At 46.0% G+C, this 24,306-nt stretch carries 24 protein-coding genes; 4 read left to right on the forward strand and 20 right to left on the reverse strand.

Features of this window, described 5'->3' with window-relative positions:
• Both tamB and tamA read right to left on the reverse strand, forming a co-directional pair.
• Entirely contained in the window at positions 1-3,786 is a 3,786-nt protein-coding gene (gene tamB / locus WDV75_RS20040) for an autotransporter assembly complex protein TamB (protein ID WP_273559251.1), read from the reverse strand.
• Complete coding sequence (gene tamA, locus WDV75_RS20045) at positions 3,783-5,525, reverse strand: autotransporter assembly complex protein TamA (protein ID WP_273559253.1); 1,743 nt, start codon at positions 5,523-5,525, stop codon at positions 3,783-3,785. Before tamA ends, tamB begins: the two co-directional genes overlap by 4 nt.
• Positions 5,526-5,662: 137 nt before the next feature.
• Here tamA and msrA point away from each other — a divergent pair, with 137 nt between their 5' ends.
• The 3 genes from msrA (at position 5,663) to WDV75_RS20060 (ending at position 7,229) form a co-directional block, all read left to right on the forward strand.
• The gene (gene msrA, locus WDV75_RS20050; RefSeq protein ID WP_273559255.1) at positions 5,663-6,310 is read left to right on the forward strand and encodes a peptide-methionine (S)-S-oxide reductase MsrA; all 648 of its coding nucleotides are present in this window, start codon (positions 5,663-5,665) and stop codon (positions 6,308-6,310) included.
• Positions 6,311-6,534: 224 nt separating this feature from the next.
• Positions 6,535-6,717 carry a type II toxin-antitoxin system HicA family toxin gene (locus WDV75_RS20055; RefSeq protein WP_273559257.1) on the forward strand — a complete coding sequence of 61 codons (183 nt, stop codon included), beginning with the start codon at positions 6,535-6,537 and terminating at the stop codon, positions 6,715-6,717.
• Between the two features lie 71 nt (positions 6,718-6,788).
• Positions 6,789-7,229, forward strand: a complete 441-nt coding sequence (locus WDV75_RS20060; RefSeq protein WP_273559258.1) for a type II toxin-antitoxin system HicB family antitoxin — start codon at positions 6,789-6,791, stop codon at positions 7,227-7,229.
• A 105-nt stretch (positions 7,230-7,334) separates the two neighbouring features.
• Here WDV75_RS20060 and WDV75_RS20065 read toward each other — a convergent pair whose 3' ends face one another.
• Positions 7,335-7,541, reverse strand: a complete 207-nt coding sequence (locus WDV75_RS20065; RefSeq protein ID WP_273559261.1) for a DUF1107 domain-containing protein — start codon at positions 7,539-7,541, stop codon at positions 7,335-7,337.
• Positions 7,542-7,876: 335 nt separating this feature from the next.
• On the opposite strand from WDV75_RS20065, the gene WDV75_RS20070 reads away from it, so the two are divergent.
• On the forward strand, positions 7,877-8,449 hold the full coding sequence (locus tag WDV75_RS20070; protein ID WP_273559262.1) for a YtfJ family protein: 573 nt from the start codon (positions 7,877-7,879) through the stop codon (positions 8,447-8,449).
• 76 nt (positions 8,450-8,525) lie between these two features.
• On the opposite strand, the gene cysQ is transcribed toward WDV75_RS20070, so the two are convergent.
• The 17 genes from cysQ to mutL form a co-directional block, all read right to left on the reverse strand.
• The gene (gene cysQ / locus WDV75_RS20075) at positions 8,526-9,269 is read right to left on the reverse strand and encodes a 3'(2'),5'-bisphosphate nucleotidase CysQ (protein WP_273559302.1); all 744 of its coding nucleotides are present in this window, start codon (positions 9,267-9,269) and stop codon (positions 8,526-8,528) included.
• A 142-nt stretch (positions 9,270-9,411) separates the two neighbouring features.
• Positions 9,412-10,032: a peptidylprolyl isomerase gene (locus WDV75_RS20080; RefSeq protein WP_273559264.1), complete on the reverse strand. Its 621-nt coding sequence runs from the start codon at positions 10,030-10,032 to the stop codon at positions 9,412-9,414.
• Between the two features lie 139 nt (positions 10,033-10,171).
• Complete coding sequence (rplI, locus tag WDV75_RS20085) at positions 10,172-10,624, reverse strand: 50S ribosomal protein L9 (protein ID WP_189758653.1); 453 nt, start codon at positions 10,622-10,624, stop codon at positions 10,172-10,174.
• 38 nt (positions 10,625-10,662) lie between these two features.
• Positions 10,663-10,890: a 30S ribosomal protein S18 gene (gene rpsR, locus WDV75_RS20090; RefSeq protein WP_000135199.1), complete on the reverse strand. Its 228-nt coding sequence runs from the start codon at positions 10,888-10,890 to the stop codon at positions 10,663-10,665.
• A gap of 4 nt (positions 10,891-10,894) precedes the next feature.
• Positions 10,895-11,212 carry a primosomal replication protein N gene (gene priB / locus WDV75_RS20095; protein ID WP_189758652.1) on the reverse strand — a complete coding sequence of 106 codons (318 nt, stop codon included), beginning with the start codon at positions 11,210-11,212 and terminating at the stop codon, positions 10,895-10,897.
• Between the two features lie 5 nt (positions 11,213-11,217).
• On the reverse strand, positions 11,218-11,616 hold the full coding sequence (rpsF, locus tag WDV75_RS20100) for a 30S ribosomal protein S6 (RefSeq protein ID WP_189758651.1): 399 nt from the start codon (positions 11,614-11,616) through the stop codon (positions 11,218-11,220).
• A 135-nt stretch (positions 11,617-11,751) separates the two neighbouring features.
• Positions 11,752-12,489, reverse strand: a complete 738-nt coding sequence (gene rlmB, locus WDV75_RS20105; RefSeq protein WP_273559267.1) for a 23S rRNA (guanosine(2251)-2'-O)-methyltransferase RlmB — start codon at positions 12,487-12,489, stop codon at positions 11,752-11,754.
• 102 nt (positions 12,490-12,591) lie between these two features.
• On the reverse strand, positions 12,592-15,030 hold the full coding sequence (rnr, locus tag WDV75_RS20110) for a ribonuclease R (protein WP_273559268.1): 2,439 nt from the start codon (positions 15,028-15,030) through the stop codon (positions 12,592-12,594).
• 44 nt (positions 15,031-15,074) lie between these two features.
• A complete protein-coding gene (gene nsrR, locus WDV75_RS20115; protein WP_273559269.1) occupies positions 15,075-15,494 on the reverse strand; it encodes a nitric oxide-sensing transcriptional repressor NsrR in 420 nt (139 codons plus the stop codon).
• Positions 15,495-15,671: 177 nt separating this feature from the next.
• A complete protein-coding gene (locus WDV75_RS20120) occupies positions 15,672-16,970 on the reverse strand; it encodes an adenylosuccinate synthase (RefSeq protein ID WP_273559271.1) in 1,299 nt (432 codons plus the stop codon).
• 193 nt (positions 16,971-17,163) lie between these two features.
• Positions 17,164-18,153: a protease modulator HflC gene (gene hflC / locus WDV75_RS20125; RefSeq protein ID WP_273559273.1), complete on the reverse strand. Its 990-nt coding sequence runs from the start codon at positions 18,151-18,153 to the stop codon at positions 17,164-17,166.
• Positions 18,154-18,155: 2 nt separating this feature from the next.
• On the reverse strand, positions 18,156-19,367 hold the full coding sequence (hflK, locus tag WDV75_RS20130; RefSeq protein WP_273559275.1) for an FtsH protease activity modulator HflK: 1,212 nt from the start codon (positions 19,365-19,367) through the stop codon (positions 18,156-18,158).
• 23 nt (positions 19,368-19,390) lie between these two features.
• The gene (locus WDV75_RS20135) at positions 19,391-19,513 is read right to left on the reverse strand and encodes a hypothetical protein (protein WP_262985587.1); all 123 of its coding nucleotides are present in this window, start codon (positions 19,511-19,513) and stop codon (positions 19,391-19,393) included.
• 175 nt (positions 19,514-19,688) lie between these two features.
• Positions 19,689-20,969, reverse strand: a complete 1,281-nt coding sequence (gene hflX, locus WDV75_RS20140; RefSeq protein WP_189758644.1) for a ribosome rescue GTPase HflX — start codon at positions 20,967-20,969, stop codon at positions 19,689-19,691.
• Positions 20,970-21,064: 95 nt separating this feature from the next.
• Positions 21,065-21,367: an RNA chaperone Hfq gene (gene hfq, locus WDV75_RS20145; protein ID WP_189758643.1), complete on the reverse strand. Its 303-nt coding sequence runs from the start codon at positions 21,365-21,367 to the stop codon at positions 21,065-21,067.
• Between the two features lie 119 nt (positions 21,368-21,486).
• The gene (gene miaA / locus WDV75_RS20150) at positions 21,487-22,428 is read right to left on the reverse strand and encodes a tRNA (adenosine(37)-N6)-dimethylallyltransferase MiaA (RefSeq protein ID WP_189758642.1); all 942 of its coding nucleotides are present in this window, start codon (positions 22,426-22,428) and stop codon (positions 21,487-21,489) included.
• Complete coding sequence (gene mutL, locus WDV75_RS20155) at positions 22,421-24,277, reverse strand: DNA mismatch repair endonuclease MutL (protein ID WP_273559280.1); 1,857 nt, start codon at positions 24,275-24,277, stop codon at positions 22,421-22,423. Before mutL ends, miaA begins: the two co-directional genes overlap by 8 nt.
• Positions 24,278-24,306 lie beyond the last annotated feature (29 nt).

Consider the following 24,306-nt stretch of genomic DNA (forward strand, 5'->3'; position numbering starts at 1 on the left):
TTAAAACTCAAACTCATAGAGCAGATCTAAAGCCTGATCAATACCAGATACCGCTTCCAGATACAATCTTGGCATCACACGATAACGCAACGTCAATGTCGCTAAAGAGTCAAAAATACCCACACCATACTTCACTTGTAAGTCATTGGTAATTCTACCACTGACAACCACCTGAGATTTATCACCGACTCCTTGGGTATCCAACGCCAAATCAGAGACACCAAAAGTTTCCCCAATCTTACCGACTAATTGACTACTCTGAGCAATTCCTAATCCAATCAGCATGGCCGCCATCTGCGAGTTGTCAGAATCCCCTTTTTCTAACCCTTCGCCACGTAACAAGTAAGACAAAGCTTCCTGTTGGGATTTTACCGGATCAGAAAAAACTTCCACTTTCGGTTTATCTGCCAATCCAGTAACACGTACACCCGCAATAACTTTGTTCGCTGTCGATTCTGGATTACGGATAGCTTCAATGTTCAACAATGGCTGATCTGGCGGGCCAGAGAACATAATGGTTCCCTTACGCACTTGCAAATCTTGCCCATAAGCATGGAAATTCCCTTCCGGAATATCAATCTGACCATTCAGCCCCAGCCCCTGCTTATCCTGAATGACTTTCAAATTTCCTTTAAGCTGCGCCTTCAAACCAAATGCACTCAGGTGTACATCATCGCCAATATGAACATTTAAATTACTTTGAATCAAAATAGGTGATTTTTTCTTCTCGATTGGCTGGAGATTATTATCCAGCATCACTTCATCCGCAGAAACGCCTACCGCTGATTCCGGTAACTCCTGAACGGTAATACGTGCCCACGGGATATCGACATTACCGTCAAGTTTCAACAGGTTTGGTTTTGCCTCCAACACCAAATTTGGACTGATATCCACCTTCACCATCGGTGGAACCGTGACACGTAATTGGTCACCATCGGCTGTCACTCTGGCGTACCAGGCATTCAGGTTGCGCCAGTCAGCATAACCATTTAGATTGAGTTGCCCTTTGGGTGTTCTAATCATGCCATGCATATCAGAGCTGGCACCGGCAAAGTGAACGGCTAATTGGCCTTGGGTGATATCGAATGGCAGCCAATGACTGCTCAGTTGCAGGGCATCGGCGTTAAGTTGACCAAATAGCAGCGGATCTCTGGCATTACCACCAATACGTAAATTGGCACTTAATCCCCCTTCCGCTTTTTCGCCTTTACCTAAAATGGGCTTAACCAAGCCTAAAGAAAGTGCCTGAATATCGACATTACCCGCTAATTTTCGGCTGCCTTCTAAATCAGCGACCTGCACATCGCCTTTCAATATTCCATTGCCCGCTAACTTGAATAACCATGCCAAATTCGCTTTGCCATCTGCCAGACCTGCATTCAAGGTGAGTGCGTCAAAATGAATCGGTAATGTATTACCTTCTACAACCTGACGAACTTGTACCCCATTCCCTTGGAGAGCCACTTTTGCCTGGGGCAACCCCTGCCCTGCTGTCCATCTGATCTCAGCATTACCATTGAATACGCCCTTAAGTTGGGTGCTTTTATCAAGGAATGGCCGGATCATAGCCAGATCAAAGCGTTCAAGTACCACTTGAGCATGACCGCTACTCCCCGCTTCAATAGGTTTTGAGATACAAAGCTGAGCATCAGGATTAAGCCAGCAATGAGGCCCCACGATGGCCTTTTGCTGCAAGTTGAAGTAATCAATGGCTATCGCTTTACTTAAACGCCACACACCAACCGGTGTATTAAAGTCAGTCTCGTTAATACTGCCTTGCCAGTGCTCCTTGTGACGATCAAAACTGCCATTAAGTGCCAATTGGCCGGATACCGGCGTTCCTTCAATTTTCAGTTGTAAATGATGCTGCTTTTCTGTGCCTTTCGCGTTGAGTGTCAGGTTCCTGATGGTTAAATCCGCCTGCTGCAATTGCCGCACAATAATCGACAACTGCCCCTGGATCTGCTCAGCCGAACGTACATCACCTTTGATCGTGGCGCTATCCACGCTTAACTCATCCTGCCAGCGCAGCCCACGTGCATTCAAATCTGCCATGACTTGGGGGGCTTGCATATTGCCGCGCAGTTTGACTTCACCGGTAATAAAGCCAGCCAAACCCGGCAGTAAGCCCGTCAATTGTGGTGCATGAATTTCCCCATCCAGTTTCCACGCCTGATCCGTAAGCTGCCCCTGTATATTCAGCGTATTACGCCCAACGGCAAGATCAAGTTGAGGAATATTCCACTGACCTGCTGCATTACCCGATGCCTTGCCACGCGCTTTGATGATATTCTGCTTCACATGACCATCAAGGGCAATTTCAGGGACCTGGAGCTGCCAGCTTCCTCCATACACGCTACCACGCACGGCTATTTTTCCGTTGATTTCAGCGGGCCATTCCGGCCACTGTTTAGCTGTATTGATACCATCCAACATTAATTTGGCATTCCAGCTAATGGCCTGACTCCAATCAACCACACCGACAATATCGGCTTTCCCCTGCAAGGCCGCCAAACGCAAGCGCGTTAGCTTCAGTAATTCTTCATTGCCTTTTGCATCCAACATTAGCGATGCCGGCGGAAGATCATTGCCCTTAATATCCGACCGGAGAGAAAGATCGTAGTGGCTTGCTTGACCATTCAGGCGCAACTTGACGCCATCAAGCTGATAGTCTGGCTTGCCTTGCAGCGGCCATTGCAGTTGCTGGCTTTTCAATGTCAAACGTACAGGCAAGTCGGCTTTTGCCAATTCAGTCTGAGCATCCAAACTGGCGGCAACAGGGCCAGAAAGATTCAACGCAAGATTAAGCTGCTGTAATAACGCACCTTTTAGCGTCAAATCGATCTGTTGGCCGGTTAAGTCATCCAGATTGATATGTTTTAAATTATCGACCTTACCCTTAACCTCCAGATTTACTGGCCATTGTTCAGCAAGTTTTGCCGTCCCTTGTATCGCCAATGAGCCTTCCGGTGCCTGCACACTTAATGTTTTTATCTCGACTGCCTGCCTCTGATTACTGGCCTGTAGCCGCAAATCGTTAATCGTGATATCGGTATCACCGGTTAAATGAAGCTGACTGCCGTGGATGCTTTCCAGCGTGATATCAAGCGGAATGGGAATATGGGGTAACTCTGTTAACAGCGGTTGGGCAAACAGCGCTTTCAACGTTTCACCCAGGGATTTTTCCGGTTTAGCCTGCTGCCTAACTTTTTGTGCTGTACCGATTTTTTCAGATGCACTTTTTGGCAATGCCACTAACAGGTTATTAATTTCCGTCGGTTTTAATATCAGCCGTTTTTCCTGCCACTGAGCTGCCGTTTTAAACTCATCCAACGCAATGGCAATACCATCTACCTGCACATGAATGTTTTTCAAGGAAAGCAAATCCAGTGAAATAGGATACGGTGTTTGCAATTCAGTCAATGGTTCCGATTCAGTCGCAGGTGCCGATGGCGGCAATTCAGCGGTATTCACCGCAACAGTAACACCTTCAGTGGTCAAGGCATTGACACATACCTGGCTGTGTTTCAGGCAGGAGAGCTGGATAGAAAGGTGTAAATTGTCTGCATTGACGTTAACACCTGGCATCTGATATTTGACGCCTTTTAACGTTAAATTGCGCCAACCGCCGCTGACACTCGCAATATCCAATCCCGGAACCCAACGTGCCGCACTGTTGATCACAAAATGCAAGCCCGTTTGCGTGCCAACCAGCCCAGTAACTGCCACCAATAACAGGCCGACAATCAGCAGGAAAGCAATACTCACCCTTTTTGCCCACTTCATAGTTCAGCCCCTAACCCAATATAAAATTCAATATTGCGACTATCTGGATCACTGATTGGCGTTGCTAAATCAAACTTTATCGGCCCAACCGGTGAAGCCCAACGCACGCCAATTCCCGCACCGGTTTTAAAATTACTTTTTCTGATATCATTCACCGCTTCACCGGAATCAACAAACAATGCACTCCACCAATTACCATAAATATTGTATTGATATTCCAGCGAGCCAACCGCCAATTTTGATGCCCCGATTAATTTACCCCCACTGTCTTTTGGTGAGATTTTCTGGTACTTATAGCCACGAATACTGCGATCCCCTCCGGCAAAGAAGCGCAAATCCGGTGGTACTTTGTCGAATTCACTGGTTTCTATCCAGCCCAAATCTGCCCGTACCACAAAACGGTGATTCTCCCGATACGTTCTTACCCAGACGTGATGTGCCTGTAACACCAAAAAATCGACATTGGACTGCCAAGCTGTATCAGAAATATCGATCGAGTAACGCTGGCTATCTCCCCAATAAGGCATCGTGCCACCACGCTGGCGAATACGGCTGAGACTAAATCCCGGATAAAGCAACATGGTGGTATTGCTGACTTTAGCCTGGGTAAAGTGGCTAAGGCTCCAGCGCAGATTCACGCCGTACTGCCAACCCGTGAAACGATCCCAATTACGGGAAAGATTCAAGGTTGCCGTATCCGAAATAGTGTCGTTAATATCTTTGCGTCGATAACCCGTTTGTAGTTGGTAATATTCTTCCAGTGGGTTGACTTTAAGCGGCATTTTGTAGGCTGCGTCAATGACTTGATCGCGGGCAGAAAGGTTAAGGCTACTACTCAAACTGTGTCCACGAGAATTCAGCCACGGTTTTTTCCATTTAGCCTGCACACGAGGCCCGACATCCGTTCCATAACCGCCCCCCAATTCAACATAGTTAGCAGAGCGAGGCACTAAGGATGCATTTAATGGCAATACCTTATCTTTACTCTCACGTCCTGTTTTAAAATCGGGCACAACAACCGCAGAATTGAACCATCCAGTATCAACCAAACGGCGGTTAAACTCGGCTAATTGTTCCGAGGTATAGTATTCACCTGATTTGAAAGGAATAAGATTATCTAGGTAAGTTTCACGAATTTGCGATCCGGAGAATGTTACTGGGCCAAAACGATAACGTTGTCCGCTATCAAAATCAAAATCCCATATAGATTCATGCAGATCCTTTGCTACCCCTAATTCACTTTTTTTCATGACAGCATCAAAATAGCCTTTCTTAACCGCCAAATTTGTCAATGAATTTTTAAAATCTTCATATTCACCGTGGTTGAGTATTGTCCCGTCTTTTGGCATATTTTTCTTAATCAGGGCGGCATAATCTTGATCTGTTTTCGCACCACCTTCCAAATCAACATTCACTTTAGCGACTCGTACAGGTTCACCAAGCGTAACCTTTGCAGTTAAAACAGGGCGGGCAGGAGGCGTGTTCTCTTGATAGGTGAATTCAACGGTGGGAGCATAATATCCCAATGGACGAAGCCCTTGTCGTATCGCTTTCTCCACCCGAGCACGAAAACGGCCATCAGGAGAAACTTCATCGGTGCTGATATTGGAAAGTTGTACTCTGGCATTTTTTTCTAATTCGCCAGAAAGTCCTTCCAACTTCAATCGTAAATTTGCACTATAAGCCGATGGAGTGATGATAGAGACAAAAAGCGCACATACGAGGGGATATCGTGACACTCGAACTCCTAATATTTATCTACCTGTTGAATAAAATTCAACAACATAAAAATGCCGCAATGAATTAATTCTGGTAAAGTTTTAACAATATACAAGCAACATATAACCATAAGACTTTGAATATACAGGAGGGAATCTTGCCAAATTCAACCAATGAAAGACAACCTGTTTCTTCACCAGATGCCATACCGGGTAGAACCACTCCATTAACCGTATCACCCTACCATGTCATCACACAGCATGCGATAGAGAACATTCCTGAAAATATGGAAATTGCCTATGTAGGAATGGGATGTTTTTGGGGCGTGGAACGCCTTTTTTGGCAGCAGGCAGGCATCTACACCACTTCCGTCGGTTACAGCGGCGGTACTACGCCAAACCCCACTTATGAAGAAGTGTGCACTGGTTTAACAGGTCACGCAGAAGTGGTCAGGATCGTATTTGATCCAACCCAAATTACCTATTCGCAATTACTCACTCTGTTCTGGGAAAATCACGATCCCGCCCAAGGTATGCGTCAACATGGCGATATTGGTACTCAGTACCGTTCCGCCCTGTACACGGTTTCACCACAACAGTATGAACAGGCCATTGCCAGCCGTGACCAATACCAACAAGCGCTGACGCAAAATAACGACCAACGTACCATCACAACGGAAATTCGTGAAGCTGGGCCATTCTACTTTGCCGAGGATTATCACCAGCAATACCTCCACAAAAACCCCGAAGGGTATTGTGGCCTGGGAGGTACTGGTATCTGCTTCCCACCAACACTTAGGAATTAGCTGATTGAGTTAGCCCAATGGTATGACTATTGGGTTAACTGCCAAAGAACCCGTCGTAGATTCGAATTTACTACTCAGCCAAATTAGTTTTTATGACACTGACCGTAATTCTGGAAAAATCGGCATCCCATCCTTAAAATAAACATTTTTGTTTTTCTTTTTCACTTTATTGTTAATTTATTTAACGTATACGTTATAATTATAACGTTGGTTCAGGAGAACAAATGAAGTACAGTGAGTTTAAGCGATGGTTACTACAACAGGGAGCTGCATTCAAAAAAGCGTCTGGCGGTGGCAGTCACCAAAAAGTTAGTTTGAATGGCCGGCGTTCAGTTTTTCCTGATCACGGTTCCAAAGAAATGCCAGAGCCGCTCCGCAAGAAGATATTAAAGGATCTGGGACTATGAGCTTCAAAATAAAAAATTAATATCAATATATTTTGGTAATTTTAGCCGAAAAATCAAACAAAGGTAGTCAAATGTCCATATTCCATTACCCAGTTAAATTAGAGCATGATAAATCGACAGGAGCTTACGTCGTATCATGCCGTGACTTACCCCTGATGAACTCAGTGGGTGACTCTATTGATGAGGCTCTTTTGGAGGCTGTTGAAGGTGTGGTAACAGCTATAGCAATAGAAATTGAGGAACGCCGCCCTATTCCTCTGGGTAGTGCTCCACTTGATGGTGAATACGTTGTTAATGTACCTGTGCTGGTAGCAATGAAAGCCGCTTTGCATAATGCCATGATAGAAACTGGCACACGCAAAGCTGAATTAGCCAGAAAAATGGGACAAAAACCCGCACAAATCGATCGATTACTTGATGTTGAGCATTCATCAAAAATTGAAACCGTCGAATTGGCATTACACCAACTAAACCGCAATGTGGGAATTTCTGTAATGACCGCAACAGTATAAATAACTCACGATCAAAAAACGGCCGTAAGGCCGTTTATTATACTAATGCGATGTATCATATTGATCTTATTACATTGTCATTAGTCGATGAGCAGTTACAAACAATCACCCTATTTCGGTCTGTAAGCGCAATACTTGCTGATTAACTTCACTCATTACATGGAAATGGCGTTTATCTTTGATTTTTGGGGGTAAAATCTTTCCATAATTAAATTCAAAAGCGCCCATGTCCTTAATATATAACCGCCCGCGGAATAGGGTTTTCACGTAGAGAGCAATTTTCAATGGGTTATAATGGCGAAAGATTTTCATCTCTGTTTTTTCCTCCCATGCTTCTTACGATATGATTTTATGACTACTGCATAACATTTATTCATTACATAACGAGTCAATGCGTCACTGTTATGCCAACTGTATAGACTACGTATATGGAAATTTGTTCCCCCAACATTCAGATTCAATCACTATTTTGATATAACATAATGATATTAATGAGCATTATATTACATCATCCTCTTGTTTACTTATACATCACTCTAAATGTTATCAAATTGTTTATTTTATTGAGGACAGACCAGTTAACAAGCGCTATGCTGAATATGTCATTCCCTGATAACATGCCACACCATGACAAATAAGGAATAAACATGTTAAAAAACAATATCTTAATTAAAATCGTGTTATCTGCAATATTGAGTATCACGTCAATATTTGCGTTCGCCCATAACATCACCTTAGAACAACCTGTTCCCGCTGTCAGTGTGACAGATAAAGGTGAGCTGTTGCTAAACGATGGTAAGTTCAACTACCAAAATTGGAGCAGTTCTGAACTTACGGGAAAAGTCAGAACGATCCAGCATATTGCCGGTCGTAGTTCCGCAAAAGAGATGAATGATCCCTTGATTCAGGCATTGAAGGATGCGGATTTACCCAAGGATAAATACCAAACCACCAGCATCGTGAATACCGATGAGGCTATTTTTGGCACTGGTGTTTTTGTTCGCAATAGCATCGAAGACAGTAAAAAACAGTTCCCGTGGTCACAATTTATTGTCGATAGTCACGGGCTGGTTAAAAAGGCTTGGGGACTGGAACCCAAAAGTTCGGCAATCATTGTACTGGATAAAAATGGTAAGGTGAAATTCGTCAAAGATGGCAAATTAAGTCACGAAGACATTACACACGTTATCAGCCTAATTAAAGAAGAATTGCAAAAATAGCCGATTCAATACCGTACAGTGATAATGGTTCTCCCATATTGTGAGCCATTATCACCTTCACATTATCGCTTTCGTATTAAAAAACTCTGACCCTGAATCCTGGATTAAGAAAAGATTCACGCGGCGTGTAATCGAGTGTTTTCCCTTCCCAATCCGTCACATATGCCCCCGCAGCAATAGCAATGGCATGGCCAGCTCCCGTATCCCAGATGTTGGTTGGCCCAAAGCGTGGGTAAAGTTGAGCTTTTCCCTCTGCCACCATGCAGAACTTAAGTGAAGAACCTACCTCAAGTGTGTCGTGCACTCCTAGCTGGGAAAGATAGTCTTGCAACTCCTCGTCGTCCTTGTGAGAACGACTGACTACCACCACGGGTGGCTTTGCCGGCATAACTTTAATGGGAAGGCTCTGACCATTGGTTTCTTTCCATGCCTGCCGCCCTTGCCCTGAATATAAGATATTCTGTACCGGAACATAGACAACTCCCATCACAGGCACACCATTTTCTACCAATGCGATATTAACGGTAAATTCACCATTGCGGCGAATAAACTCTTTCGTGCCATCCAATGGATCAACCAGCCAATAACGCTGCCAATTTTTCCGCTCTTCCCATGCTGGTGGATCTTCTTCTGATAACAACGGAATATCAGGTGCAATGCGTAACAATCCCGCTTTAATGATCTGATGAGCTGCAATATCCGCAGCAGTAACAGGTGAATCATCCATTTTATGCTTTACTTGCAGCGGCTGTTCAGCCAGATAAACCTCCATGATCGCTGCGCCTGCTTCTCGTGCTAATTGGCAGATCTGTTGTAGCATCATACACCTCTGCGTTTGTTGTTTGGCTATACCACTTGAAGTACCATTTTTAACGCATTTTTTACCGGAATGGCGAATATTTTATTCATCCATCATTCCAAACTCAGCTAAAAAATAGCCGGTTAACCGGCTATTCAATAAGTTACAGAATTTCCAATAATTCCACTTCAAAGATCAGCGTGCTATAAGGCGGGATGGATGCTCCAGCGCCACGCTCACCATAAGCCAGATTATGTGGAATATAGAGTTCCCATTTGGAACCAACTGGCATCAAGGTCAATGCCTCAATCCAACCTGGGATCACGCCGCTAACAGGGAATTCTGCTGGCGTACCGCGCTGCACTGAACTATCAAATACCGTGCCATCGATCAGGCGGCCTGTATAGTGAACACGAACACGGTCAGTACGGGCAGGGATAGCGCCATCACCTTGTGCCAGAACAGAAAATTGCAGACCAGACTCTGTGCTGCTGACGCCTTCACGCTGAATATTTTCTGCCAGGAATTTTTTGCCTTCTTCTGCCATCGCCTGCTGACGTTCACGGCGAACGCTATCAGCACGTTCATGTATCTCACGTAACGCACGATGTAGTTCTTCTACCGGAATAGCAGGAGAACGGCTTTCCAACGCATCACACAGCCCTGCCAACAGGGCTTCTGGTTCTAACCCTTGTAAACCGGATTCCTGTAATTGTTGTCCAACCTGCAAACCAATACCGTAACTTGCGCGCGCTTCAATAGACTCAAAAGAAGGTTTTGTCATGAAAGTACCTGTTATTAAATGAGTGAAAGCTCAAGCATAACAGCACTGTCTGGATGGGTAAACGCGGGAAAGTGGGTAAAAACAAAAAACGCCGGCAATGCCAGCGTTTTTTGTCACATGTTCTTCAGCTAATCAACGATTAAGCTTCTGGAACGATGTTAACGTTCAACTGTGCAAATACATCGCTGTGTACCTGGAAGTGAACTTCGTGTTCACCAACAGTACGCAGAACGCCGTTAGACAGGCGAACTTCGCTCTTAGATACTTCAACGCCAGCTGCAGTCACTGCATCAGCGATATCACGAGTACCGATAGAACCGAACAGTTTACCTTCGTCACCCGCTTTAGAAGCGATAGTGACAGAACCCAGCGCACTGATTTTCTCTGCACGAGCTTGTGCTGCTGCCAGAACGTCAGCCAGTTTAGCTTCCAATTCAGCACGACGAGCTTCGAAGAATTCGATGTTTTTCTTAGTTGCAGGAACAGCTTTGCCCTGTGGTACTAAGAAGTTACGGGCATAACCCGCTTTAACGTTAACTTGGTCACCCAGGCTACCCAGGTTCGCTACTTTATCAAGCAGAATAATTTGCATTACCTTATCCTCTCAAAGTCGTTAATGGACTGAGCCTATTACTGATGACGATCAGTGTAAGGCAACAGAGACAGGTAGCGCGCACGCTTGATAGCACGAGCGAGCTGGCGCTGGTATTTTGCACGAGTGCCGGTAATACGGCTTGGTACAATTTTACCGCTTTCGGTAATGTAGTTTTTCAGCGTAGCAATATCTTTATAATCGATCTCTTGTACGCCTTCCGCGGTGAAGCGGCAGAACTTGCGACGACGGAAATAACGTGCCATTTGGCTAGTCTCCAGAATCTATCAATTCAATCTGCTCGGCATGTAGAACCAGTTTGCTAAGACCATTGCGCCCATAATGGGAATTAATGAATCCTGAAACCATTATTCGACTGCCGACCGTTATACTGTGAGTATATTCCTGTAACAACTGTCCGCTGGCAATAACGGGCATTCTGCACCATGATTGCCTGCTGAATCCGGCTTCCTGTTGCTGTGAACGATGTTCAAGCACAAACTGACAATGCGGAATCCCAGATGGACTGACTCTTCGTATCGGTGCTTTGCACACTGTGCCTGTGAGCACCAAACGATTGGTTGTCACGGTAATTACTCTTCAGAATCCCCAGCTTCATCAGCATCATCAACCAGGTCTTCTTCCAAGACCAGATCACGGCTGCGACGTTCGTCTTTAGCCTTAACCATTGGTGATGCTTCAGTTATTGCGTGCTTAACGCGCATAACCATGCTACGGATAACGGCGTCGTTGAAGCGGAAGTTAGTTTCCAGCTCATCAATCGCTTCTTGTGGCGCTTCAACGTTCATCAGAACGTAGTGAGCCTTGTGCAGTTTGTTGATTGGGTAAGCCAGTTGACGACGACCCCAGTCTTCCAGACGGTGAATCTGACCTTGCGCGTTAGTGATAGTCGCACTGTAACGCTCGATCATGCCCGGAACCTGTTCGCTTTGGTCAGGATGGACCATAAAAACGATTTCGTAATGACGCATTAGCATTGCTCCTTACGGATTATTCAGCCTCCTGTCAGGGTCAGCCGTGGCCCATGGAGGCAAGGAACGTGTTTAGTACGGCTGAAAAATCGACGCGTCACTATACCCGTACAATACAAAAAACTCAATAAAGAATTATCGGGCACTTCTCTGGCGCACGATTTCAAACAAGCATACCCCTGTCGCAACCGATACGTTTAAAGAAGAGACGGAACCCGCCATGGGAATACTGATTAATTCATCACAATGTTCGCGAGTCAATCGACGCATACCTTCACCTTCCGCGCCCATCACCAGCGCCATCGGTCCCGTCAACTTGCTTGCGTATAAATCATGCGTGGCTTCACCGGCAGTGCCGACAATCCAGATATTGTGTTCTTGCAGTAAGCGCAATGTCCGCGCAAGGTTAGTCACTCGGATCAGCGGTACACTTTCTGCCGCACCACAGGCCACTTTTTTGGCGGTGGCATTCAATTGTGCAGAACGATCACGAGGAACAATAACGGCATCAACTCCCGCAGCATCCGCGGTACGCAAGCAAGCTCCCAGATTATGCGGATCGGTGACACCATCCAATACCAGCAGAAATGGACGCTCTAGCCGAGATAACAATTCCGGCAGATCATTTTCCTGATACTGACGTCCTGGCTTGACTCGTGCAATGATCCCCTGATGGACGGCACCTTCTGTTTGGGAGTCCAACCATTGACGGTTGGCAATTTGTACCGCGATACCGATACTTTCCAACTCTTGCAATAATGGGGTTAAACGGCGATCTTCACGCCCTTTCAACACATAAACTTCCATGAAACGTTGTGGATCGCGCTCCAGCAAGGCTTTAACGGCATGGATACCGTAGATAATTTCACTCATGACTGACTGATACCTGACTCACTGATATCGTTAAGATACCGAAAATAGTGGGCGGCCGAACCCGCCCTGTTTGATGATTGTATGGATTCATTTTACTCGCGATTAGCTCGCGCTTTTTTTCGCACGCTTCGCTTTCAGTTTTGCCGCAATTTTTTTAGTCTTGCTTGACGGTTTTTTCTTTTTGCCTGACTTAGGCTCTGTAAACTTTTCCGCACTTTTCTTTTTACGAAAGGCGTTATCTGGCTCAAAATTGGCTGATTTTTTATGATCACGACCTTTTTTACTATTTTTACGCTCTGGCGTACCTTTTTTCGCCTTATTGCGGGCTGTCTTCCCTTGATTACGCGCTTTACGGGTTGTTGAAAGTAGGGTGAAATCAATATTACGTTCATCCATATGAACCGCTTCCACCCGAATCTCGACTTCATCACCGAGGCGATAAGTTGTTCCAGAAGACTCACCAATCAAACGCTGGCCGACGTTATCATATCGATAATAATCATTATCCAACGTTGAAACATGTACCAAGCCGTCAATAAACAGATCATTTAAGCGAACAAAGAAACCGAAACCTGTCACGCTGGTAATCAATCCAGTGAAAACATTACCCACTTGATCTTGCATGAAATCACATTTTAACCAGTCAGCCACATCCCTTGTCGCTTCGTCAGCACGGCGCTCGGTCATGGAACAGTGGTCACCCAATTGCAGCATCTGCTCCATGTCGTTGTGCCAACCTCCTGTTGGCGTCCCGTTCTGCTCAATAGCACCTTTTTCTTGTGCCAATAAGTACTTAATCGCACGATGCAGAGCCAGATCAGGGTAGCGGCGGATTGGCGAAGTGAAGTGAGAATAAGAGCGTAATGCCAGACCAAAATGCCCGCGATTCTCCGGCTCATAGATCGCTTGCTTCATAGAACGCAACAGCATCGTTTGTAGTAACTCGTGATCGGGCCGATCCGCAACTTGTTTCATCAATTGCGCATAATCTTTCGGTTCTGGCGTCAGGCCCCCCAACAAGCTCAATCCCAATTCATTGAAGACTGAACGCAGGTTCAGGATACTCTCTTCTTTTGGTCGATCATGGATGCGGTATAACGCAGGCTCATGGTGTTTTTCAACAAAGCGAGCGGCGGCAATGTTCGCCAAGATCATACACTCTTCAATAAGCTTATGTGCATCGTTACGTACAACGGGTTCTATACGTTCAATGCGACGTTCTGCATTAAAGATAAACTTGGCTTCTTCCGATTCAAACGAAATAGCGCCACGCTGTTCACGCGCATGTTCCAGTGCCTGATAAAGCTCATGCAGATGCTCAATATGTTGCACCAGTGGCTTGTAGTGCTCACGTAGTTCTTGATCACCCTGCAAAATCTTCCAGACTTTGGTATAGGTCAAACGAGCGTGTGAATTCATCACCGCTTCATAAAACTTGTAGGAAGAGAGCTTGCCTTGGGCGGAAACAGTCATTTCACACACCATACATAGGCGATCAACTTCTGGATTGAGGGAGCACAAGCCATTAGATAGCACTTCCGGCAGCATAGGGACAACCTGGGATGGGAAGTAAACCGAGTTACCGCGGCTGCGTGCTTCCATATCCAAAGCAGTTTGCGGACGAACATAGTAGCTGACATCAGCAATCGCTACCCACAACCGCCAACCGCCACCCCGTTTTCTTTCGCAATACACCGCATCATCGAAGTCTCGTGCATCTTCACCGTCGATTGTCACTAGCGGCAAGGCCCGTAAATCTACCCGGTCTTGCTTGGCCGATTCCGGTACATGCTCAGCCAAACCCGCAATCTGTTTTTCTACCATCGGCGGCCAGCTATGGGGAATTTCATGGGTACGCAGTGCGATCTCAACCGCCATGTTCGTTCCCATCGTCTCGCCCAGCACTTCAACAATTTTGCCAATGGCTTTAGTCCGGCGAGTCGGGCGATTTGTCAATTCAACCACCACAACATTACCCATTCTTGCCCCACAAGTGACTTCTTTCGGGATCAAGATATCGAAACAGAGACGGCTATCATCTGGGACGAAAAATCCCATGCCAGCATCCATAAAATACCGGCCAACAATCTGGCTACTCTTGGGTTCCAAAACCCGCACGATACGCACTTCAACGCGGCCTTTTCTGTCTGGTCGCAAGGGCTGTGCCAGTACCACATCACCGTGGATCGCCATTTTCATCTGATCGGCTGGCAGGTAATAGTCTTCTTTGTGCCCTTCCGCACGCAGAAAACCATAACCATCGCGGTGTCCAATCACCGTGCCTTTCAATAAATCCAGCCGCTCTGGTAATGCATAACATTGCCGGCGGGTAAAAACCAACTGTCCGTCACGCTCCATTGCCCGCAAACGGCGGCGCAGTGCTTCCTGTGCATCTGGAGTGGTTAACTGAAGTTCCTGTGCTAATTCCTGACGGCTTACCGGCGTGGCGTGTTTAGAAATGATATCCAAGATGTATTCACGGCTTGGGATAGGAGATTCGTATTTTGCAGCCTCTCGTTCCTGAAAAGGATCTTTTGACATCATCATTCCTCTATTGTCATCAGCAAGCTGTTTATCCCCTTGCTTCACTTAACCAAAAGTAATTGATAAAGGGGACGATTGTCATTGACCATGTCGGCCACAGTATGTTTATCCAACTCTTCCAAAAAATTTTCTACCGCTTGATTCAAGACCGACTTTAAGCGACATGCAGGCGTGATTTGACAGGCACTACAGTTAACCAATGACAAAGGTTCTAATGAACGAACCACATCACCAATTTTGATCTCGTTGGCAGGTTTCCCTAAACTAATGCCGCCATTTTTTCCCCTGACAGCATTCACTAATCCTAAGTGACTCAGTTGATTGATGATTTTTACCATATGGTTACGCGAAACACCATAAACTTCAGTGACTTCTGTAATACTCGTCATTTGGCCCTCTGGTAACGAGGCCATATAAATCAAGGCACGTAATCCATAATCGGTAAAACTGGTTAACTGCACACTCACCTCTGAGAGACTGAATATAACGGAGCTTATTTGGCACCAAAAAATGTATGTTTGTTGGTTTTCGTTAGTTAATCATCATTATGTGGGTATTTTAAAAATTAAGCAAAACGGGAAAAAACAAAAACCGGGCAATAAGCCCGGCCATGTGCGCATAAAAGATGAATTTATCGATTAAGCATCAAAGGGATCACGCAGGATCATCGTTTCCGCACGATCTGGGCCTGTAGAAATAATATCAACAGGAACGCCTGTCAGCTCTTCTACACGTTTGATGTAGTTCAATGCTGCTTGTGGCAATTGGCTGTGATCTTTCACGCCAAAAGTGCTTTCATCCCAGCCAGGCAGGGTTTCATAGACGGCTTCAAGCCCTTCCCAGTTTTCGGCAGCCAGTGGCGTTGTGTCAATGACTGTGCCATCAGGCAGGCGATAACCAACGCAGATTTTCACTTCTTTCAAGCCATCCAGCACATCCAGTTTAGTCATGCAGAAGCCAGACAGAGAGTTGATTTGGATCGCGCGACGAATAGCAACGATATCCAACCAGCCAGTACGACGGCTACGACCTGTAGTCGCACCAAACTCCTGACCTTTCTGACGCAGGTATTCACCTGTTTCATCAAACAGTTCAGTTGGGAATGGACCGGCCCCTACACGGGTAGAGTAAGCCTTGATGATACCCAGTACATAATCAACATAACGTGGACCCAGGCCAGAACCCGTTGCAACGCCACCCGCCGTGGTGTTAGAAGAAGTCACATAAGGATAAGTACCGTGGTCGATATCCAGCAAAGTCCCCTGCGCACCTTCAAACATGACCAATTCACCTTTCTGGGTTGCTTTGTACAGCAAGTCAGAAACGTCAACTACCATGCCCGTCAGGATATCGGCAACCGCCAAAATGTCATCTAAGGTTTTCTGGTAATCGACGGCAGGTTCGTTGTAATAGTTAACTAACTGGAAGTTGTGGTAGTCGATGATTTCTTTCAGTTTGACAGCGAAAGCTTCTTTATCAAACAGATCACCCACACGCAAGCCACGACGTGCAACTTTGTCTTCGTACGCAGGACCAATACCACGACCTGTTGTACCAATCGCCTTGGCTCCACGCGCTTTTTCGCGGGCGTTATCCAATGCAACATGGTAAGGCAGGATCAGCGGACAAGCTTCAGAAATAAGCAGGCGCTCACGTACAGGAACCCCACGTGATTCAAGCGCTTTCATCTCTTTCATCAAAGCATCTGGTGCTAAAACGACGCCATTTGCGATAATGCTAATGACATTTTCACGTAAGATCCCGGACGGGATTAAGTGGAGAACGGTTTTTTCACCGTTGATGACTAGTGTATGGCCCGCGTTGTGGCCCCCTTGATAACGAACTACATATTTAGCTCGTTCAGTCAGCAAGTCGACGATTTTACCCTTGCCCTCGTCACCCCATTGGGTGCCCAATACGACAACGTTCTTACCCATTTCAAAAGTTCACTCGGTTGCTTAAAAATGGATTCTACCATCTCATTTAGCACCTTTCAGTATTTTTTATTACTTCTTGTTATTTCGTTTCATTATATAAATGGGCTGATAAGTAAATAATTAGTAATTATAGCGGGTTATAAAAAAGCCACTGTCATTTTTTTACAGTGGCTTACAGTAAGTTAAGAGAATATTACTTCGCAGGGGCTTTCATATAACGGAAGAAGTCAGTATCTGGACTCAGTACCATTACATCATTACCGTTATTCTTGAAGCTCTTCTCGTAAGCACGCAAGCTACGGATAAACGCATAGAATTCAGGATCTTGATTGAACGCATCCGCGAATAGTTTAGTGGCTTCCGCATCACCTTCACCACGTAATACCAATGCTTCGCTCTGCGCTTCTGCCCTGATTTCAGTTGCTGTTTTATCAGCAGCAGCCCGGATTTTTTCTGCTTCTTCCGAACCTTCTGAACGCAGGAGACGCGCTTCGGCTTCACGATCAGCACGCATACGCTGGTAAATAGCTTCTGAAATTTCCTGTGGCAAGTTGATCTGTTTGATACGAACGTCAACAACTTCAATACCTAACGCAGCCATGCTGTTTGGATTAATGGCTGGTTGCTTGCCTTTTGTCTCTTTTTCTACCAAGGCCGCAGCAGAGGCAATAGCATTATCGACATCTGTTGCATCATCTTCTTCGTGGGTTCCCCGATTCAGGGCATCACGCACATCGGTAGTTAAACGACCACGAGAATCAGTCACAATACCGCGTACATCAAGACGACCAATTTCAGAACGCAAACGGTCACTGAATTTACGTCTCAGCATCATTTCAGCTCGGTTAATATCACCGTTACCTGTTGCCAGATAGTAACGACTGAAATCATTAATGCGCCACTTTAAGTAAGAATCAACGATCAGGTCTTTATTTTCACGTGTTAAGAAACGGTCTGCCTTGATATCCATAGTTTGGATACGGGCATCAAGTGTCTTAACCGTTTCCACAAACGGTATTTTGAAATGCAGACCCGGCTCATAAATGATCGGTTTATTCTCTGCATCACGTACGACCTTACTAAAACGCAACACAATGCCACGTTCACCTTCTTTGACAGTAAAGATTGATGAATAGAGAACAACCAATACCGCAATAATCGCAACAATAAATGAATTACGCATGATTATGGTCTCCCTATTCTGACCGTATCACCGCGCAGGTTATCGCTACCACCATAAGTGCTAGATTCCCGTTGTGGCGCAGATTGATTCTGACGAATCATCTTCTGTACTGCTGTGTTACTGGACGTATTTTGCTGAGCGTGTGCCTGATCTTTCACAGCTTGATCCAATGGCAATAACAGCATGTTGTTACTCTTCTCGTTTGCAATGACTTTACGTGTATTGCTCAACACACGTTCCATCGTCTCGATATACAAACGTTCACGCGTAATTTCTGGAGCCGCCTTATATTCAGGTAAGATTTTGGCAAAACTGGCCACTTCACCCTTAGCATTCAATACCGCGCTAACTTTATAGGCTTTGGCATCCTCAATAATACGCTGAGCTTCACCTTTCGCTTTAGGTAATACTTCGTTCTCGTAAGCTTTAGCTTCACGAATGGTTTGCTGCTTCTGTTCACGCGCTGCGATCACATCATCGAATGCAGCCTTAACTTCTTCTGGTGGACGAGCAGCCTGGAAGTTTACATCGACTACAGTAATACCCATATTGTATGGACGGATGGTCTCTTCCAGTACCTTTTGAGTATCGTTACGGACAATAGTACGCCCTTCCGTCAGATTGGTTTCCATCGAATATTTGCCAACAACACCACGCACAGCGCTGTCTGTAGCTTGGCGCAAGCTATCATCAGGATTAGTCACACTGAAAAGATAAGCCGCTGGATCGGTAACACGATATTGAACGTTCATTTCTGCCAATACCACGTTTTCATCTGAAGTCAGCATGGCACCCGTTGTTGCCAAATCGCGAACAGATTCAACGTTAACCGCCCTGACATGATCGATGAACGTCATTTTCCAATTCAAACCAGGCTGTACAACATGATTAAATTTACCAAACCGAGTTACTACGCCACGTTCTGTTTCTTTAATCGTATAGAAACCACTTACAACCCAAACAGCAATTGCAGCAGCAACGGCAAGACCAATAAGACGCCCGCCAAATTTAGGGTTCTGTCCAGAACCATTTCCACCTTTGTTTCCACCGAAACCACCGAGTTTTTCACTCAGCTTACGGAACAGATCGTCGAGATCAGTTGCCCCACGGTTACGACCACCTTTATTGTTGCCGCCGGAGTTGCCGCCATTATTATTGCTGCTTCCCCACGGGTCGCGGTCCTGTCCGTTATTACCGGGCTGATTCCACGCCATGTTTTAGCTCCACTTTCTAGTTTTTACTGGTTTTTCAGAGGTGACTGCTCTCCACCCAGATGGGTGAGGCTTCCCACTTCACAGGCCGTTGCCTGTCCCTGACAGGTTTGGCAGCGGCCTCCATGGGCAGAAACGACAAACTTCATCGTTTTTGTAAGCAACCAATATTATTGGGTGATAACTTTTGACAGTGCTGACCTGTCACTGCAATTCTGGCACAGTCATTTCATCACCGCCATTTCATCTCTGCCACTCCATAACTATAAGCACCTTGAAATGACGGATAAAATGATACCTTGTTTGTTGTCTTGCGCCAATCAATCAGACAACATAGTCGGGTAATTTTGGTTCTTGTTTACACAGACGACGCCAATCGACCATTGGCATCCTGACTTCAACACCAACCTGACCATTCTCTTCCAGCCACTCACGCTCAATGGCCTGAAGCTGATAAAAACGGCTACGCAGACGTCCTGCTTCAGGTGGAAGGTGCAATTTATAGTGCGCAATTTCACCTGAAAGACGCTCAGTCAATGCTTGCAGTAACAGAGGAATACCTGCGCCAGTTTGTGCAGATAACCAGACTCTGACCGGCCGATTTTCTTCATCACGATCAATACGGGGAATAAAATCTTCTAACATATCGATTTTATTCATCACCATCAGCGAAGGGATCTCATTGGATTCAATCTCTTCAAGAACACTGTCAACAGCAATGATGTTTTCATCGAAGCGAGGATCAGCCGCATCAACCACGTGCAGCAATAATCTCGCCTGCCGAGTTTCCTGCAAAGTCGCCTTGAACGCTGCCACCAAATCATGGGGTAAATGGCGAATAAAACCGACTGTATCAGCCAAAACAACCGTACCAACATCATCCACTTCTATTCGACGCAGTGTCGGATCCAAGGTGGCAAAAAGCTGGTCAGCCGCATAAACGTCGGCAGAAGTAATTTTATTGAATAAACTGGATTTCCCCGCATTGGTGTAACCGACAAGGGAGACGGTTGGGATATCGGCTTTATTACGTGCCTGGCGCCCCTGTTCACGCTGCTTTTCAACTTTGTTGAGGCGTCCCAAAATCTGTTTGATTTTGTCACGCAGCATACGGCGGTCACTTTCCAACTGGGTTTCCCCAGGTCCACGCAGCCCGATCCCCCCTTTTTGGCGTTCAAGGTGAGTCCAGCCTCGAACCAGACGGGTGGACAAATGACGCAATTGTGCCAATTCGACTTGCAACTTGCCTTCGTGCGTCCTTGCTCGTTGGGCAAAAATATCCAGAATCACCCCCGTGCGGTCAACGACACGGCATTGGCACAAGCGTTCAAGATTACGTTCCTGAGCAGGGCTGAGGGCATGGTTAAACAACACCACATCTGCACCGCTGTTTTTGACAGCTTCAGCAATTTCCTCTGCCTTGCCCTCTCCGACAAAATATTTCGGATGAGGTGCCTTCCGGCTTCCCGTTACAATCTGCACAGGAGAAACACCCGCGGAAGTTACCAATGACTCGAATTCACTGAGATTTTCCGTATCTTTTTCCTGTGAGAAGAAAACATGCACCAGAACGGCTAACTCTCCGCCTTCATAACGATCAAACAACGGTGCAACCCCTCAGGCTGAGTAAAAATCCAATAAGAAAAAACATAGGTAAAGTCTCCCTACCTATGTTTTTATTTTCAGGCACGGCTGCTGATTTATTCAGCGCCATCGCCTTCCTGTTGTACTGTCGAGTTAGTGCCCGCATGATAATTTCCAACACTAGTTGGTACATTCTGGTTGTTACCATGATGAGACACAGGACGGGAAGGCACAACAGTAGAGATGGCATGTTTATAAACCATCTGACTAACCGTGTTCTTCAGTAAAATGACAAATTGGTCAAAAGATTCAATCTGACCCTGCAACTTGATGCCGTTTACCAAATAAATAGAAACCGGGACCCTTTCACGTCGTAAAGCGTTCAGGAATGGATCTTGCAAAGATTGCCCCTTAGCCATTCTATATTTTCCTTATTTGTTGTTTTTAACTAAGAACCGATTGGTTCGAAAAGTAACTACTCAAAAATGATACTTTGTACTGATAATGGGTACTGATCAATTGTACACAATCAATGAATTTATGTACTAATAACCTGCATGACTGTGTTTAGGTTTTGTTTAGGTTGATCGCTATCCAACCAAGTCACATTGTCCCAACTCCTGAGCCATGTAATCTGACGCTTCGCCAATTGGCGTGTCGCACAGATACCACGATAAACCATCTCATCATGAGAGATTTCGCCCGCAAGGTAAGACCACATCTGACGATAACCAACACAACGAATGGAGGGTAAATCTGTATGCAAATCACTACGAGCATAAAGCGCTTTGACCTCATCTTCAAACCCTGATTTGATCATTTGTTCAAAACGGGCTGCGATACGTTGATGCAACATTTCACGACTTGCTGGCGCGATCGCAAATTGATGAACTCGATAAGGCAATATTTCTCCAGACGTTTCAGTCAACTCAGTTAGAGTTTTACCCGAAATTCGAAAAACTTCCAGTGCACGAGTAAGACGTTGTGGATCATTAGGATGAATCCTTGCCGCAGAAACGGGATCAATTTCCTGTAATTGTCGATGTAACGCGTCCCATCCCAGCTCTGCTGCCTGCTGCTCAATCTGCTCCCTCACCACCGGATTTGCAGAAGGCAAAGGCGATAATCCTTCCAACAATGCTTTGAAATATAGCATGGTTCCACCAACCAGGAGTGGTATTCTCCCAGCTGCGGTGATTTCTGCCATTTCTTGCAATGCATCACGACGAAAATCGGCAGCAGAATAGACTGCTGAAGGATCAAGAATATCGATCAAACGATGAGGTGCCAGTGCCTGCTCTTCTGCGGAGGGTTTTGCTGTCCCAATATCCATTCCACGATAAATCAAGGCAGAATCGACACTGATTAATTCAACCGGAAGATGCTGACGCAAAGCGATCGATAACGCTGTTTTCCCTGAAGCCGTCGGCCCCATGATAAAAATAGCTGTCGGCAGATGTTGAGTTTTTAAATCACTCATGATTAAGGAATGCCACCACTGCTTGTAAATCAATTAACTGTAATAACCCATCTGGCGGTGATCTCACCAGCTGAGGGCAAAGACGTTCGACATCAGCCAAAAGCTGGACAGCTTGCGCGATGTTCCACGTTTCATGCTCGCTATCCACGTGACGGGAAAGCCAACTGGCAAGCTGCTCAACAGAAGCGGCTGACTGTTCCCCAAGATAGCCCAACAGTTCCGGCAAGAGTTTCGGCAGGTTCTGTTGACGCAGAGGCAACGATACCGCATGAATGGTTACTTTTCCATGTGCGACTGTCGATTCAATGCCAAAAGTCTTTAATAAGTCGCTATTCTGCTTTAAGACACTCATTTCTGACTGATTGAGAGCCAGTTTCAGCGGGATCAATAACGGCTGGGATTTAAGCCCCTGTTCCTCGGGGGTGAGTTGCGCCTGTTTCAGCCAGCGTTCAGCAACGGGCAGGGAAAGCAGCCCAATTCCCAATGGGGATTCGATCAAAGCATAACAACCTGCATAGATACACAATACTTTTCCAAAGCTATGTTTCCCCTGTCCCGTTGGCACAGGCGTAGCAGAAACCGATACACTTTCCCGCGTACCCCGCTCTGGAAATAACGGGCGTTTTTCTTCCGGGGAGAATTGCATCATTTTTTGGTACAACTCCCCCTGTTTTTTCTGGTAGCTTTCCCCATGCTGTACTTGTTGCGTACCACGATCATGACGTCGTGAAGAGGATTCATCCACTTGCTCAACACGCTTACGGGTAAAATGGTTTTCTCCCGCCGAAGGGCGATTCTCCGGCACCCACCTTGTCGCACTCTCCTGACAGCCGAGCGCCAATTCATCTCCCGTGCTGCGTTGTTTCAATACCGTAGCTACCCCCTGATAAATAAAATCATGTACCAGGCGAGCCTGATGGAAACGCACTTCATGTTTGGCTGGGTGTACATTGACATCCACCCGACGCGGATCGATTTCGAGATACAAAACATAAGCGGGTTGTTGCTCCCCCTTAATCAAATCCTGATAAGCTTGACGAATTGCATGATTAATCAGGCGATCCCGCATCATACGCCCATTCACATAGCAATATTGGATCTCGCTTACTGCCGTATTCACGGGATCTACAACCCAACCCTTAATAGACAAAGCATCATGCTGCCATGACAACGCCAGCGCCTGTTGCACAAAAGCAGTACCACAAATGGCGGCCAGACGCCGTTCATGCTGAGATTCATCTTTAGCGGGACGATACTGGCGCACTAATTTCCCATTGTGATTGAGGTTAATGGCGACATCCAACCGCGCCAAAGCTATCCGACGCACGACTTCATCAATATGGCCAAATTCTGTTTTTTCTGTTCTCAGAAATTTGCGGCGAGCAGGGGTGTTATAAAACAGATCCAACACTTCAACCGTTGTTCCCACAGGGTGAGCAGCGGGTTTTACCGTGACATCCATATCACGGCCTTCGGCATAAGATTGCCATGCTTCTGCCTGGTTTTCAGGGCGGGAAGTTAATGTCAGCCTTGAAACAGAGCTGATACTCGCTAAGGCTTCCCCACGGAAACCCATGCTGACAATCGCTTCCAAATCGTCCAATGAAGCAATTTTACTGGTTGCATGGCGCGCCAGTGCCAGCATCAAATCCTGTTTGGCTATCCCACAGCCATTATCGCGGATTCGGATAAGCTTTGCGCCACCCCGTTCAATATCAATATCAATACGGGTTGCACCGGCATCAAGGCTATTTTCCACTAACTCTTTCACTACAGAAGAAGGGCGTTCAACCACTTCACCGGCAGCAATCTGGTTTGCCAATTGTGGGGGTAATATCTTGATAGCCATAATGTGACCTTACTTACAGTTCAGAGCCT

The sequence above is a fragment of the Xenorhabdus griffiniae genome, assembly GCF_037265215.1.
Lineage (GTDB): Bacteria > Pseudomonadota > Gammaproteobacteria > Enterobacterales > Enterobacteriaceae > Xenorhabdus > Xenorhabdus griffiniae.